Raw genomic sequence first — 12656 nt, 5'->3', positions numbered from 1 at the left:
ATGTCGGTTCGATCGGCTTGTGGCATACCGCGAGGAACCACGAGGAGGAGCCATGCTTCGCCGTACGCTCGTGCGCACCGGGGCTCCGGCGCCCGGTGCGGCTCCGGCCGGCTCCCTCCGGCAGGGCGCCACGGACGCCGTGACGGTGACGGACGCCACCGCGCGACGCCCGGCCGGAACGTACGGGCCGTACGGGCCGCTGTGCCCGCCGGACGCTCACGGGCTGGCGCTGCCGGAGGGGTTCACCGCCAGGGTCGTCGCCCGCAGCGGGCACCGGATCGGCGGGACGCGCTGGCATCCGGCTCCGGACGGCGGCGCGTGCTTCCCGGACGGCGACGGCTGGATCTACGTGTCCAACTCGCGGGTCCCACTGCTCGGCGGGGCGTCGGCCGTCAGGTTCGCGCCCGGCGGGGACGTGACCGGCGCCTACCGCATCCTGTCGGGCACCGACCTCAACCACGCGGGCGGACGCACCCCGTGGGACTCCTGGCTGTCGTGCGAGGAGACCGGCCGGGGCAGGGTCTTCGAGTGCGATCCGTACGGCTCGCGGGCCGCGATGCCGCGCCTGGCCATGGGCCGCTTCAGGCGCGGGGCCACGGCCTGCGACCCGGTCCGGGACGTGGTCTACCTGACCGAGGACGAGCCGGACGGCTGCTTCTACCGGTTCCGTCCGGCCCACCGGGGAGACCTGACCTCGGGCAGGCTGGAGGTGCTCTGCGCCGACCGTTCCCCCGGCCGGTCCCTCGACCGTTCCCCCGGCCGTTCCCACGATCGGGCCGTCGACCGTGACACCGGCCGGGACGTCGGCCGGGATGCCGATCGGAGTGCCGGCCGGAGCGGCGAGCGGGTGATCTGGCGCCGGGTGCCCGATCCCGGGGCGCTGCCGGTGGCCACCCGTCACCAGGTCGAGGACGCCCGGCGCTTCTCCGGGGGGCAGGGCTGCCACTACGCCGACGGTGTGTGCCTGTTCACCACCGGCGGCGACGGCCGCGTGTGGGCCTACGACGCGGAGAACGAGACCCTGCGCGTCGTTCACGACACCGGTGCTCCGCCGGCCGGGGCCGGCATCGTCACCGGCACCGCCTCGGGCGGCCTCCGCGTCGCCCGCGACGACGGCGACGACACAGAGATCAAGGCCATCGTCTCCGGCCGGGGCGTGGTCCCGCTCGTACGGGTCGTGGGACACCCCGGGGCGGAGATCACCGGCCTCGCCTTCTCCCCGGCCGGTGACCGCCTCTACTTCTCCTCCCCGCACGGGGCCCGCCATGAATCCCGCCATGAATCCCGGCGTGGAAACCGGCGGGGGACCTGGCGCGGCCCCCGGGGTGACGCCACCGGGATCGGCGGCGTCACCTACGAGGTCACCGGCCCTTTCCTCCGCCGGACAGGTGGGTCCGACGCCCGGCCGGTGGTCGCAGGAGATCAGTGATCGGGTGACGGGCCGGCCGGTGGCGCGGTCGTGCGCCGGCGCCGGGATCCGCCGATCAACGCGGGCCGCGACGCCGCTCGGGCCGCGCCCACCGTGCCGTCCCGGGCCACCCGGCGGCTCGCCGTCCTCTGGCAGGTCTAGCCGGTGTCCGACGGACCCGGCGAGCGGGCGGCCGTCACCCCCTTCGCCACGCCCGCGCTCCGCGCCGCCCCCTGTCAGGGACGGGCGCGGGACGTCCCCGTCGGGCCGCCGGTCCCTGACAGGAGGTGACGTCCTCCCGGGACCCGCGCGGGCCGTCCTCCCGTCAGGCCTCGGTCGCCGGCCACCGGCCGTGCCGGCGCCGGTACTCCCGAGGGCTGAGCCCGTAGGCGGTGCGGAAGGCGCGGGTGAAGTGCGCGGCGGTGCCGAAGCCCCACCGGGCCGCGATGGCGTGGATCGGCCGGTCACGCTTGGCGGGATCCGTCAGGTCGTCCCTGCACCGCTCCAGCCGCCGGTCGTGGATCAGCCGCGCCACGGTGGTGTTCTCGGCCTGGAAGAGCCGGTACAGGGAGCGGCTGGAGATGTTGTGCGCCGTGGCGATCAGGTCCGGGGAGAGCCGGGGATCGGCCAGGTGCCTGTCGACGAAGGCGTGGATCCTCGCCAGCAGGGGGTGCCGGTGGCGGGCGGGGGGTGCCACGGGGGCCGCCGGAGGGGGGACGTGGCCGGCAGGCTCTCCCGGGTCTCCCGGGACGGCCGGGTTCCCCGGATCCTCCGGGGCGTGCGGCTCCCCCAGGGTGTGCGGACCTCCCGGGGCGTGCGGATCCGCGGGACCGCCGGTTTCGTCCCGCGTGTCCATGATGTCGCTCTGGGGCTCGTCCCGCGTGTCCTCCGGGGTGCCCGTTCCTTTCCGCGTGCCCGCAGGGCTGCCGGTCCCCCCGGCCGGTCGTGCGCGCGGCAGGTAGGAAAGCCAGGAGCCGAACCGTTCCCTCACGGGCGGATCCTCTGTGCGAACCACTGTCTCCACTGACCTCTGCCTCCCGTCAGGAGGTCGCCGGCGGCACCGGTCGACCGTACCTGTGCTGGTCATCCGTTGTTCCGCGAGGGGAGAACCGCCCGGAGACGGGCGCGGCGCACAGCGGGATCCGAGGGACCTCCCGCCACGTACCGGTGTGCTCGCACCGCCACGTGGGGCGGTGAGCAGACCGTGGGCGACGGGGGGACGGGCCTGCGGGCCGGACCCGGTGCACGGCGCCGGCCGAGCTCGCGGAACGGCCGGCGCGTTCTGGACCGAACGTTAGCCAGCCGGGCGCGACGAGGTGCGGCGACGGCGTCCCGGATTCGTCCCACATCCATCCCGTACGTCCTGACCTGCGTCTACGTCCCCTTGCCCGCTTCGGCGACGCACGGCCCCTGGGCACGCCGGATCCAGTCGCCCTGGGTGACCCAGCCGTCGACCGTCTGCATCATCGCGTCCCGCACCACGGGCGGCTCGGCGACGTAGAAGACCTCGTTCGGCAGGTACGTCTTGGGAAGGTGCCTCCGGTTGGCGCCGGACCGGTCGGCGATCCGCACCGGTGCGGGATCCCCGTCGGTCACCACGTAGTGCCACGGGCAGTACCGCTTCGGCGGCCGTTCCTCGCCGATGCCGCTCCACAGGTAGCCCGCTCCGGCCAGCCCGCCGAGGCCGAGCGCCGTCACCAGGATCGGCACGATCCGCCTGCGTCGGGGACCGGCCGTCTCCGGTCCCGCCGTCTCCCCGGGGCCGTCCGGTCCCGCCGCGCCCACCGAGCCTTCGGGGGCGCCCGGCCTCTCCGGGGCTCCGGGGTCTTCCGGGTCTTCCGGGGCTTCCGGGGCTTCCGGGTGTCGCGGGACCTTCCGGTCGTCGGGCCCTCCCGCGTTCTCCGGCTCCGACGGCTCCGGCGGCTCCGGCGAATCGGCCGGCTCGGACGGTTCCGCGGGCTCGTGCGGCTCCGGCGGTCCCACCGGGTCACCCGGCCCGGCCGTCTCCTGCGACGAGGGACGGTAGCGCTGCAGCCTGGCCCGCCGGGCGGCCTCCCACGGCTCACGCAGTTCCTCCGCGTCACGACCGGCGGCACGGCACAACGCCTCGACCACGGACCACGGAGGGCACGCGGCCCCCGAGAAGTAACGGGAGAGCGAGGAATCGCTCGCCGCGGTGACCCGTTCGAGCTCCTTCAGGCTCTTACCGGTGAGGGCCCGAAGTTCCTGCAGGTGACGGGCGAGAAGGGTTCCGGCCGGTGAAACGGTCATTCAGACGTGCCTTCCGTACGATCGGCATGCGCGTTCGTTCACTGCTGTTCATTCTTCCCGTTCCGGTGAAATCCGCGATCCGGGGGTACGGGGCGGCCCGGCGGGTCCGGTCTCCGGTGGCCCTGCGTTCCCGGACGGGCGCGACAGGGGCGGGTGCCCGCGTCACGGGCCCCTGCCGGGTGACGCCGTCGCGCGATCCCGGCCGGTGTGAACGTCCCGCTGTGAACGTCCCGCGCGTGTTCACGTCCGGGGAGACGTCGATGTTCACGCCAGGGGAGACGTCGATGTTCACGCCCGGGGAGGCCGCCGGGACCGGGAATCGTGGCGGGAATCGGCAAGTGGTCGGCGGGGATGGTCAACAGGACGCGTGTTCACGCGTGCCACCATCCGGTCAGGCGCCCGCGCATTCCGGTCGAGGCGGGCGATGACGAGAAAGGCATCGCCGATGAATCGAACGGTGAAATCCTCTGGAATGCTCGCTGCGCTCGGAGTGGCCGTCGCGCTTCTCCTCGCCCCGGCCGCGGTGTCGGCGGACGCCCGGACCGCGTTGACGAGCCCCGTCATCCTCGCGTTCGAGGACGGCACCAAGACCTCCGTGAACGCGCCGGGGTCACGGACCATCACCCCTCCCAGGCGGGCGTACGAGGTGAGGGCGGGAAGCTGGTCGGGGTACGTCGTCCACAGCGACGGTGGCAGGACCTATTTCTGCGGCGGGGAGACGGCCGGTCTGACCGACGCCCCGGTCTCGGGGCTGTTCGTGTCGCGCCTGAAGGGATGGTGGTGTCCCTGACCCCGCGCCGGTTCCGGCCGGATTCGCCGGGGCGGTGAAGCGGAGGTCCCGGGGGCCGTCACGCGGCGAGCGAGGGAGCCGCCAGCCGGGGACGGACGAAGTCGCCCACCCGCCAGGCCTCCTCCAGGTGCGGCCAGCCGGACAGCACGAACTCCGACAGGCCCAGCTCGGCGTACTCGCGCATCCGCTCGGCGACCTCGTCGTAGCCGCCGACCAGCGCGGTGCCGGCTCCCTCGCGGACCAGGCCGACCCCGGCCCACAGGTTGGGCGAGATCTCCAGCGCGTCCGCCGACCCCCCGTGCAGATCGGCCATGCGACGCTGCCCCACGGAGTCCATCCGGGCGAACCGGGCCTGTGCGGCGGCGATCCTGCCGGGGTCCATGCCGTCGAGCAGGCGGCGGGCGTGCGCCCACGCCTCCTCGGAGGTGTCGCGGGCGATGATGTGGAGCCGGATGCCGAAGCGCAGCTCACGACCGGCCTCGGCGGCCAGCCGGCGCATCCGGGCGACCCGTTCGGCGATCATCGCCGGGGGCTCGCCCCACATCAGGTAGACGTCCGCCCCGGCGGCGGCCACCCGTTCCGCGGCGGGGGAGGCCCCGCCGAAGTAGATGTCGGGGGTGTCGAGCAGGGGCGTGGCCAGCCCGCCCCCGGAGACCCGGTAGTGGGCGCCGCGGTGCTCGAACGGCTCGCCCGCCCAGGTGCGCCTGAGCACCTCGATGAACTCGCCGGTGCGCTCGTAGCGGGCGTCGTGGTCGAGGAAGTCGCCGTACGCGCGCTGCTCCTGCGGGTCGCCGCCGGTGACCACGTTGAGCAGCAGCCGTCCCCCGCTGATCTCCTGGAAGGTCTGCGCCTGCTGGGCGAGGAGCGTGGGCAGGGTGAAGCCCGGCCTGAAGGCCACCAGCAGCCTGAGCCGCTCGGTCCGCGCCGCGACCGCGCTGCACGCCACCAGCGGGTCGGGGCACCCGGCCCCGACGGGGGTCAGCGCGGACTCGAACCCGGCCGCCTCCGCCGCGCGGGCCACCTGGGAGAGGTAGTCGAGCGTCGCCGGCCTGGCCGCGTCGCCTCCCGCCGCGACGGTGGTCGTGGCGGGCCTGACGTGGTGGCCGTCGCCGGTGGTCGGCAGGAACCAGTGCAAGCGCATCTTCGCCTCATCCGGGGGCTCGTACGGAACGGGGACGGCACCCCGACGATAAACGCATAATACCTATCTGTAAATAGGGTATTAGGGCGGGGTGGGGTCGCCCGCCGGGGGCCGGTCCGCGCCGGGCCGGTCCGGGGCCGTGGAGGTCGTCAGGTAACCGGTGAGCAGGGCCTTGAGCTCGGCGGTCAGCTCCGCGGCGCGTTCCCCCGGCCCGGCCGCGACCAGCGGCAGGACCGCCCTGACGGTGGCCAGCATCATCGTGGCGACCGTCAGGCGCCGCTCCTCGCCCAGGTGGGGTGCGCGTACGGCGAGAAGGCCGGCGATGTGCCGGGCGACGTCCCGGTGGAGCCGCTCGGACGCCTCGGCCAGCCGGTCGCCGGTGGCCGAGCCGTGCAGCAGGGCCCAGTAGGCCGGGCGGGCGGCCTTGTAGGCGACGATCTCGTCCACCACCCGGTCGATCAGCTCGGCCGCGGGCATCCGCACGACGTCCTCGGTGAGGCGGGCCTCCCAGTGTGCGCTCCGCCCGTCGGTGAACCGGTCGAGCAGGCCGTCCAGGATCTCCTCCTTGTTGCGGAAGAACTGGTACAGCGAGCCGGGGGACATCCCCGCCCGTTCGGCCACCGCGTTGGTCGTCAGGTCGGGGTAGCCGACCTCGGCGACCACCTCCTCGGCGGCGTCGAGGATCTCCTCCATCCGCCTGAGGCCGCGCGCCTGCCGCCTGACCGGCCGCCGCGGAGCCCCGGGCCGGTCGCCGGTCGTCGTACCGCTCGCGGGGCCGTTCGCCGGGGCGTTCGCGGGGGCGTTCGCGGGGCCGGTGGCCGCGCGGTCCGGGCCGGTGGAGCCGGTCGTCGCGCCGGTCGCCGGACGTTCCTCGGGCATACGTCATCCCGTCCCCTCGTTGACAAATACGAGCATTAACTTGTATTTCTCTCTCGAACCGCAAAAACACGAGCAGTTTACCGAGTTCGGGGATGATCATGAAAGTAGTTCCGCGCCCGGCCGCGGCCCCTCCCGTCCCGCCGCTGAGACGGCTCGGCCACCTGCTGGCACGGCGCCGCCGCCTGGTGATGGTCCTCACCCTGCTCGGCGTCGTCGCGCTGGGCGTACCGGCCGCGGGCACGGTCTCCGGACTCTCCCTGGCCAGGTACGAGGCGCCCGGCTCGGAGTCCGACCGCGCGCGGGTGGAGCTGGCCGAGCGCTTCGGCACCGGGAGCGCCGACCTGGTCCTCCTCGTCACCGCCGTGGACGGCGACGTGGACGGCCCGGCCGCCGCGGCCTCGGGACGGGAGCTCACCGCGCGCCTGGCCGGCCTGGAGGGCGTGGCCGAGGCGGCGTCCTACTGGACGCGGGGCGCACCGGCCACGATGCGCAGCCGGGACGGCAGGCACGCGCTCGTGGTCGCCCGCATCCCCGGCGACGCCGGGCGGGTCCGCTCCGAGATCCTGCCGAAGATCGTTCCCGAGGTCCTGCGGGGCGACGCCGCGATCACCGTCAGGGCGGGCGGCGGGGAGGAGGTCTTCCGCCAGCTCGTGCCGCTGGCCCGGCAGGACTTCGTCCGGGCCGAGCTGGTGGTCGTCCCGCTCGTGCTCGTGCTGCTGTGGCTGTACCTCAGGCGCCTGCTCGCCGCCGTGCTGGCGGTCGTGCTCGGCGCGCTGGCCATGGTGATCGGGCTGGCGCTGCTGCGGATACCGCTGCTGTACGCCGACGTGTCGACGTTCGCGCTGAACCTCGTCCTGGCCATGGGGCTCGGGCTGGGCGTCGACTACGCGCTGTTCATGATCGCCCGCTTCCGGGAGGAGGTGGCGCTCGGCCGCGACCGGCACGAGGCGGTCGCCCGCGCCGTCGAGCGGGCCGGTCGTACGGTGATCTTCAGTGGCGTGACGGTGGCCGCCTCGCTGAGCGTGCTGCTGCTCATGCCCTTCGACTTCTTCCGCTCCTTCGCCTACGCCGGGATCGCGGTCGTCGCCGGGGGAGTGGTCGGCGCCGTGCTCGTCCTGCCCGCCGTCCTCGCCGCCGTCGGCGACCGGGTGCTGCCCCGCCGCCCCGGCCGGGCGCGGGGGACGTTCTGGCCAGGACTGGCGACGCGCGTCATGGGCAGGCCGCTCCTGTACGGCGGGGCGGCCGCGGCCGTGCTGCTGCTGCTCGGCTCGCCCTTCCTCGGCCTGCGCCTCGGCGTGGCCGACGACCGCGTGCTGCCCGCGTCCGCGCCCGCCAGGCAGACCTCGGAGGTGATCCGCGCCGAGTTCCCGGCCGAGGAGACCGACGCCCTGCAGATCGTCTCGGCGGGCACGTCGGGAGATCTCTCCCGCGCCGTTCCCGGCTACGCCGCCGCCCTGTCCCGCCTGCCCGGCGTCGCGCAGGTCGACTCCGCCGCCGGGTCGTACGCGGCCGGAGCGCGGGTCTCGGCGGGGGACCCGTCACGGTTCGCGGGCGCCGGGGGCACCTGGCTGTCGGTGATCCCGTCCGCGGAGCTGATGGAGGACGACCCCGTCCGGCTGGTCGGCGACGTCAGGGCGCTGCGGGCGCCGTTCGAGGTGCTGGTCGGCGGCTACCCGGCCGAGCTGGCCGACTACCGGCGGGCGGTGGTCGACCGGCTGCCGCCGCTGCTCGCGCTGATCCTGGCGATCACCTTCGCGGTGCTGTTCCTGATGACGGGCAGCGTCCTGATCCCGCTCAAGGCGACGGTGCTCAACCTGCTCAGCCTGTCGGTGATGTTCGGGGCCCTGGTCTGGATCTACCAGGACGGCAACCTCTCGGGCCCGCTCGGCTTCACCCCCACCGGGACCCTCGACCCGAGCATCCCGATCCTGATGTTCTGCGTCGCGTACGGGCTCTCGATGGACTACGAGGTCTTCCTGCTCTCGCGGATCAAGGAGGAGTACGACCTGACCGGCGACACCCCGGGCGCCGTGGTGGCCGGGCTCCGGCACGGAGGTCCGCTCATCACCGCGGCGGGCGGGATCCTGGCGGTGTCGTTCGCGGTCTACGGCACCGCGCAGGTGGTGTTCGTGCAGATGCTGGGCGTGGGGACGGCGGTGGCGATCATCGTGGACGCGACGGTGATCCGCGCGGTCCTGGTCCCTGCCGCGATGCGCCTGGCCGGAGAGGCCAACTGGTGGGCCCCGGGACCGCTGCGCCGCCTGCACGCCCGCATCGGCCTGTCCGGCTGACCGTCCGTCCGCGCCTGGTCGGCCGGGTCCGTTCTCCCGCACCCGTCCGGGCCGGTCCGTCCGAGCCGGCCTGTCCGGTCGGACGGACCGAACGGCCCGGACGGCCGTGCCACCGTCAGGTCAGAGGTCGCGGGCCCAGACCTCCTCGACGACGTCCCCGGCGGGCCGCTTCTCGACCAGCTCGAAGCCCGCCGCCTGGTAGATGCGCCTGGCCCCCACCAGCACGTCCCTGGTCCACAGCACCATCCGCCGGTAGCCCGCCTCCCGGGCGAAGCGCACGCACTCGTCCACCAGCCGGGTGCCGATCCCCATGCCGCGCGCGGACGGCTCCACGAGCAGCATCCGCAGCTGCGCGGTCTCGTCGTCCTTGCGGGCGCAGAACACGCACCCGGCACGCTCGCCGTCCACCTCGGCGATCCAGCCCGCGTCGTAGCGGGGGTCGTAGCCGTCCATGTAGTCGGCGGTGATCCTGGCCACCAGCGCCTCGAAGTCCATGCCCCAGCCCTGTTCCTGGCTGTAGAGGACGCCGTGCCGGTACACCACCCAGCTCATGTCGCCGGTGCGCGGCGGGCGGATGACGTACGACCGGGCGGCCCCCGGCTCGCGGGTGAGGATCCTCTCGATGGTCGCCATGCTCGCGACCAGCCGCTCGCGGTCCTCGTCGCTCACGTCGGCCAGCAGCTCGCGCACCTCCTCGGCCGCGCGCTCGTCGAAGTCGGCGAAGCTCGCCCTGCCCTTCTCGGTCAGCTCGACCACCTGCCGCCGCGCGTCCGTGGCCGACCTGCTCCGCACGACCAGGCCCTCGCCCTCGAACCCGCCGAGCATCCTGCTGAGGTACCCGGCGTCGATCCCGAGCAGCCGGCGCAGCTCGCCCGCCTCGGTCCGGCCCCGGTGGTCGAGCTCGAACAGCACCCTCATCTCGGTGAGCGAGTACGGGGTGCCCAGGACCCGCTGCTCCAGCACGCCGATGAGCCGGGTGTAGAAGCGGTTGAAGGAGCGGATCTCCGCCACGTGTCTCTCCATGCTTGACATCGTCAACCAATTCTTTGACGAAGTCAATAAATCGGGAAGGGCTTTCCGTGGTGGGTCCCTGTCAGGGTGTCGGCCCGCTGCGCTACCTTCGCACCTGGCCGGGAACGGATGACGATCTGAGGCGCGGACGCCGCGCCCGGGGCGGGAGCATGATGGCTGAGGTCGCGTACATCGGCGGGTACACCCCCGACACCGGGGGATCCGGGCCGGGGATCACCCTGGTCGAGCTGGGAAGCCTGGCCAGGCTGGGGGAGACGGTGGCCTCCGGCCCCTCGTTCCTCGCCGTCCACCCCGAGCTGCCGGTGCTCTACGCGGTCGGGGAGGCCGAGCGCGGTACGGTCGCCACGTTCGGCCGGGGCGAGAACGGCGTGCTCAGCCCGCTCGCGCAGCGCTCCAGCGAGGGCTCGGCCCCCTGCCACCTGGCGGTGGACCCGACCGGCACCCGGCTGGCGGTGGCCAACTACGGGGACGGCACGGTGAGCGTGCACGGCCTGGACGCCTCCGGCCTGCCGGAACAGGTGTGGATCTTCCCCTACCGCGAGGGGTCCCACGCCCACCAGGCCGTCTTCGGTCCCGACGGCGTGCTGTACGTGAGCGATCTGGGCGCCTGCGAGATCCGCCGCTACCTGGTCGGGGAGGCCGTGGTGCCGCACCCGGACGGCCCGGTGCGGCTCGCCCCGGGCATGGGCCCCCGGCACATGGCCCGGTCCGGCGACCACTGGTACGTGGCCGGGGAGCTGGACGGCACCGTCCGCGTCTACGACGCCGACTGGCGCGAGCTGCGGGCCGTCCCGGCCACCGGCACCGGACGGCACAACGAGCCCTCGCACCTGGAGGTCTCCGGCGGATTCGTCTACGTCGCCAACCGCGGGCCCGACACGATCTCCGTCTTCTCCGGGCCGGAGCTGGAGACGGTCGCGGAGGTGGCCTGCGGCGGCGTCTGGCCCCGGCACTTCGCCCTCGCCGACGGCCGCATGTACGTGGCCAACCAGCGCTCGGACGGCGTCGCCGTGCTCCCGCTCGACGGCGGCGTGCCGGGTGCCGCGGCGGAGGTCTTCGCGGTGGGCAGCCCCTCCTGCGTGCTGCCGCTGTCCTGAGGGCCGTCCGTCCCGAGAGGTGTCGCGGGACCTGTCCGCGCGGGGGTCGTGCGCGGGGCGCCCGTCGTGCCCGGGCGTGAGCGTCCACCGCGCCCGGGCGTGGGCGCTCGTCGCCCCGGGCGTACGCTCGGGGATGACGGCGACGGCCAGGACCGGCCCGGCCGGTCCCTGTGGCGGTGCACCCCCGCCGGGAGCGGGGACGAGGGCCTTCGGCCGGGTCCTCGCCTGTCGGGCGCGCGAGGCGGCACCCGAGGACTAGTACCATTTGGTCTAGACCACTGAGGCTTCTGAGGGCAGAATGCGTTGCGGCGGTGACGCACGACCCGTCGCCGCCCGCACCATGCCGCCTGATCAGGCCACCGTCTCGGACCTGTCCCGCACCCCACACCGGAGGATGTCATGCGTATCGGAGTGCTCACCGGAGGCGGCGACTGCCCCGGCCTGAACGCCGTTATCCGCGCCGTCGTGCGCAAGGGCGTGACCGTCCACGGACACGAGTTCGTCGGCTTCCGCGACGGCTGGCGCGGGCCGCTCGAGGGCGACACCATGCCCCTGGACGTCCAGGCCGTACGCGGGATCCTGCCGCGCGGCGGAACGATCCTGGGCTCGTCGCGGACCAACCCCATCAAGATCGAGGGTGGCGTCGAGAAGATCAAGGAGAACCTCGCGTCGGGCGGGGTCGACGCGCTGATCGCGATCGGCGGCGAGGACACCCTCGGGGTGGCCAAGCAGCTCTTCGACAAGGGCGTGAAGGTCGTCGGCGTGCCCAAGACGATCGACAACGACCTCAACGCGACCGACTACACCTTCGGTTTCGACACCGCCGTCAACATCGCCGTGGAGGCGATCGACCGCCTGCACACCACGGCCGAGTCCCACCACCGCGCGCTGATCTGCGAGGTCATGGGCCGTCACGCCGGCTGGATCGCCCTGCACGCGGGCATGGCCGGTGGGGCCAACGTCATCCTGATCCCGGAGAAGCCCTTCGACATCGACCGGGTCTGCGCCTACGTCGAGTCCCGCTTCAAGACGCGCTACGCGCCGATCATCGTGGTGGCCGAGGGCGCGCACCCGGTGGAGGGCCAGATGGCGCTGCAGGCGGGCGAGCTCGACGCCTTCGGTCACGTCCGCCTCGGCGGCATCGGCGAGACCCTCGCCAAGGAGATCGAGAAGCGCACCGGCAAGGAGGCCCGCACCACCGTGCTCGGCCACATCCAGCGCGGTGGCACGCCCACGGCCTTCGACCGGGTGCTGGCCACCCGCTTCGGCCTGCAGGCCATCGACGCGGTGCAGGACGGGGACTTCGGCACGATGGTCGCCCTGCAGGGCACCGACATCGTGCGGGTCGGTCTCGACGAGGCCACCAAGGAGCTCAAGACCGTTCCGGTCAGCCGCTACGAGGAGGCCGAGGTCTTCTTCGGCTGAGCCGCCCGCGACGGGTCCCGGGCATCGGCCCACCGGCCGGTCCACCCCGGTCCACCCCGGCCCTGACCGTTCGGATCGGACCGTTCGGATCGGACCGTTCGGCTCTGACCGTTCGGACCGGGTCGCCCGCGACCGAGGTGACCCGCGACCGGGCCGCCCACGGCCCGGTCGCCGAAGGCCCACGTCGCCCGCGATGCCATGGGAGGGGCCCGGACGCGTACGCGTCCGGGCTCCCCCACGCGGGCGCACACAGACCAACCGGGTTTCCCGTGGGGGCACAGTTCCCCCCCTTACCTTTCCCCCCCTGTCCCCCCCCCCCCAT

General features: G+C 73.8%; 10 protein-coding genes. 5 read left to right on the top strand and 5 right to left on the bottom strand.

All coding sequences use genetic code 11. The features are described from left to right. The first annotated feature begins 52 nt into the window (after positions 1-52). Positions 53-1429 carry an alkaline phosphatase PhoX gene (locus ACZ6RT_RS29005; RefSeq protein WP_470157188.1) on the top strand — a complete coding sequence of 459 codons (1377 nt, stop codon included), beginning with the start codon at positions 53-55 and terminating at the stop codon, positions 1427-1429. A 304-nt stretch (positions 1430-1733) separates the two neighbouring features. On the opposite strand, the gene ACZ6RT_RS29000 is transcribed toward ACZ6RT_RS29005, so the two are convergent. Both ACZ6RT_RS29000 and ACZ6RT_RS28995 read right to left on the bottom strand, forming a co-directional pair. Beyond that, entirely contained in the window at positions 1734-2105 is a 372-nt protein-coding gene (locus ACZ6RT_RS29000; protein WP_399193317.1) for a helix-turn-helix domain-containing protein, read from the bottom strand. 677 nt (positions 2106-2782) lie between these two features. After that, positions 2783-3679, bottom strand: a complete 897-nt coding sequence (locus ACZ6RT_RS28995) for a helix-turn-helix domain-containing protein (protein WP_470157187.1) — start codon at positions 3677-3679, stop codon at positions 2783-2785. Between the two features lie 472 nt (positions 3680-4151). Here ACZ6RT_RS28995 and ACZ6RT_RS28990 point away from each other — a divergent pair, with 472 nt between their 5' ends. Continuing rightward, entirely contained in the window at positions 4152-4469 is a 318-nt protein-coding gene (locus ACZ6RT_RS28990) for a hypothetical protein (RefSeq protein WP_399193313.1), read from the top strand. Between the two features lie 58 nt (positions 4470-4527). On the opposite strand, the gene ACZ6RT_RS28985 is transcribed toward ACZ6RT_RS28990, so the two are convergent. Together ACZ6RT_RS28985 and ACZ6RT_RS28980 are read right to left on the bottom strand one after the other, a co-directional pair. Further along, positions 4528-5610, bottom strand: a complete 1083-nt coding sequence (locus ACZ6RT_RS28985; protein ID WP_399193311.1) for an LLM class flavin-dependent oxidoreductase — start codon at positions 5608-5610, stop codon at positions 4528-4530. Between the two features lie 81 nt (positions 5611-5691). Then, positions 5692-6489: a TetR/AcrR family transcriptional regulator gene (locus ACZ6RT_RS28980; protein WP_470157186.1), complete on the bottom strand. Its 798-nt coding sequence runs from the start codon at positions 6487-6489 to the stop codon at positions 5692-5694. A gap of 98 nt (positions 6490-6587) precedes the next feature. Here ACZ6RT_RS28980 and ACZ6RT_RS28975 point away from each other — a divergent pair, with 98 nt between their 5' ends. Then, positions 6588-8780, top strand: a complete 2193-nt coding sequence (locus tag ACZ6RT_RS28975; protein ID WP_470157185.1) for an MMPL family transporter — start codon at positions 6588-6590, stop codon at positions 8778-8780. Between the two features lie 120 nt (positions 8781-8900). On the opposite strand, the gene ACZ6RT_RS28970 is transcribed toward ACZ6RT_RS28975, so the two are convergent. Beyond that, positions 8901-9803 carry a bifunctional helix-turn-helix transcriptional regulator/GNAT family N-acetyltransferase gene (locus ACZ6RT_RS28970; RefSeq protein WP_470157184.1) on the bottom strand — a complete coding sequence of 301 codons (903 nt, stop codon included), beginning with the start codon at positions 9801-9803 and terminating at the stop codon, positions 8901-8903. A gap of 158 nt (positions 9804-9961) precedes the next feature. Here ACZ6RT_RS28970 and ACZ6RT_RS28965 point away from each other — a divergent pair, with 158 nt between their 5' ends. Both ACZ6RT_RS28965 and ACZ6RT_RS28960 read left to right on the top strand, forming a co-directional pair. After that, positions 9962-10909: a lactonase family protein gene (locus ACZ6RT_RS28965; RefSeq protein WP_470157183.1), complete on the top strand. Its 948-nt coding sequence runs from the start codon at positions 9962-9964 to the stop codon at positions 10907-10909. A 399-nt stretch (positions 10910-11308) separates the two neighbouring features. Further along, positions 11309-12334 carry a 6-phosphofructokinase gene (locus ACZ6RT_RS28960; RefSeq protein WP_399193301.1) on the top strand — a complete coding sequence of 342 codons (1026 nt, stop codon included), beginning with the start codon at positions 11309-11311 and terminating at the stop codon, positions 12332-12334. Positions 12335-12656 lie beyond the last annotated feature (322 nt).

This window comes from Streptosporangium sp. NPDC050148, assembly GCF_055586505.1.
Note: the sequence above shows the minus strand (reverse complement) of the source record. Positions and strands in the feature narration are given on the sequence as shown.

What these genes read in the sequence shown, in the direction of transcription:
- ACZ6RT_RS28970 (WP_470157184.1), bottom strand. Translation starts at nt 9,803, where the DNA reads ATGGAGAGACACGTGGCGGAGATCCGCTCCTTCAACCGCTTCTACACC.
- ACZ6RT_RS28960 (WP_399193301.1), top strand. Translation starts at nt 11,309, where the DNA reads ATGCGTATCGGAGTGCTCACCGGAGGCGGCGACTGCCCCGGCCTGAAC.
- ACZ6RT_RS28975 (WP_470157185.1), top strand. Translation starts at nt 6,588, where the DNA reads ATGAAAGTAGTTCCGCGCCCGGCCGCGGCCCCTCCCGTCCCGCCGCTG.
- ACZ6RT_RS28985 (WP_399193311.1), bottom strand. Translation starts at nt 5,610, where the DNA reads ATGCGCTTGCACTGGTTCCTGCCGACCACCGGCGACGGCCACCACGTC.
- ACZ6RT_RS28965 (WP_470157183.1), top strand. Translation starts at nt 9,962, where the DNA reads ATGATGGCTGAGGTCGCGTACATCGGCGGGTACACCCCCGACACCGGG.
- ACZ6RT_RS28980 (WP_470157186.1), bottom strand. Translation starts at nt 6,489, where the DNA reads ATGCCCGAGGAACGTCCGGCGACCGGCGCGACGACCGGCTCCACCGGC.
- ACZ6RT_RS28990 (WP_399193313.1), top strand. Translation starts at nt 4,152, where the DNA reads ATGCTCGCTGCGCTCGGAGTGGCCGTCGCGCTTCTCCTCGCCCCGGCC.
- ACZ6RT_RS29005 (WP_470157188.1), top strand. Translation starts at nt 53, where the DNA reads ATGCTTCGCCGTACGCTCGTGCGCACCGGGGCTCCGGCGCCCGGTGCG.
- ACZ6RT_RS28995 (WP_470157187.1), bottom strand. Translation starts at nt 3,679, where the DNA reads ATGACCGTTTCACCGGCCGGAACCCTTCTCGCCCGTCACCTGCAGGAA.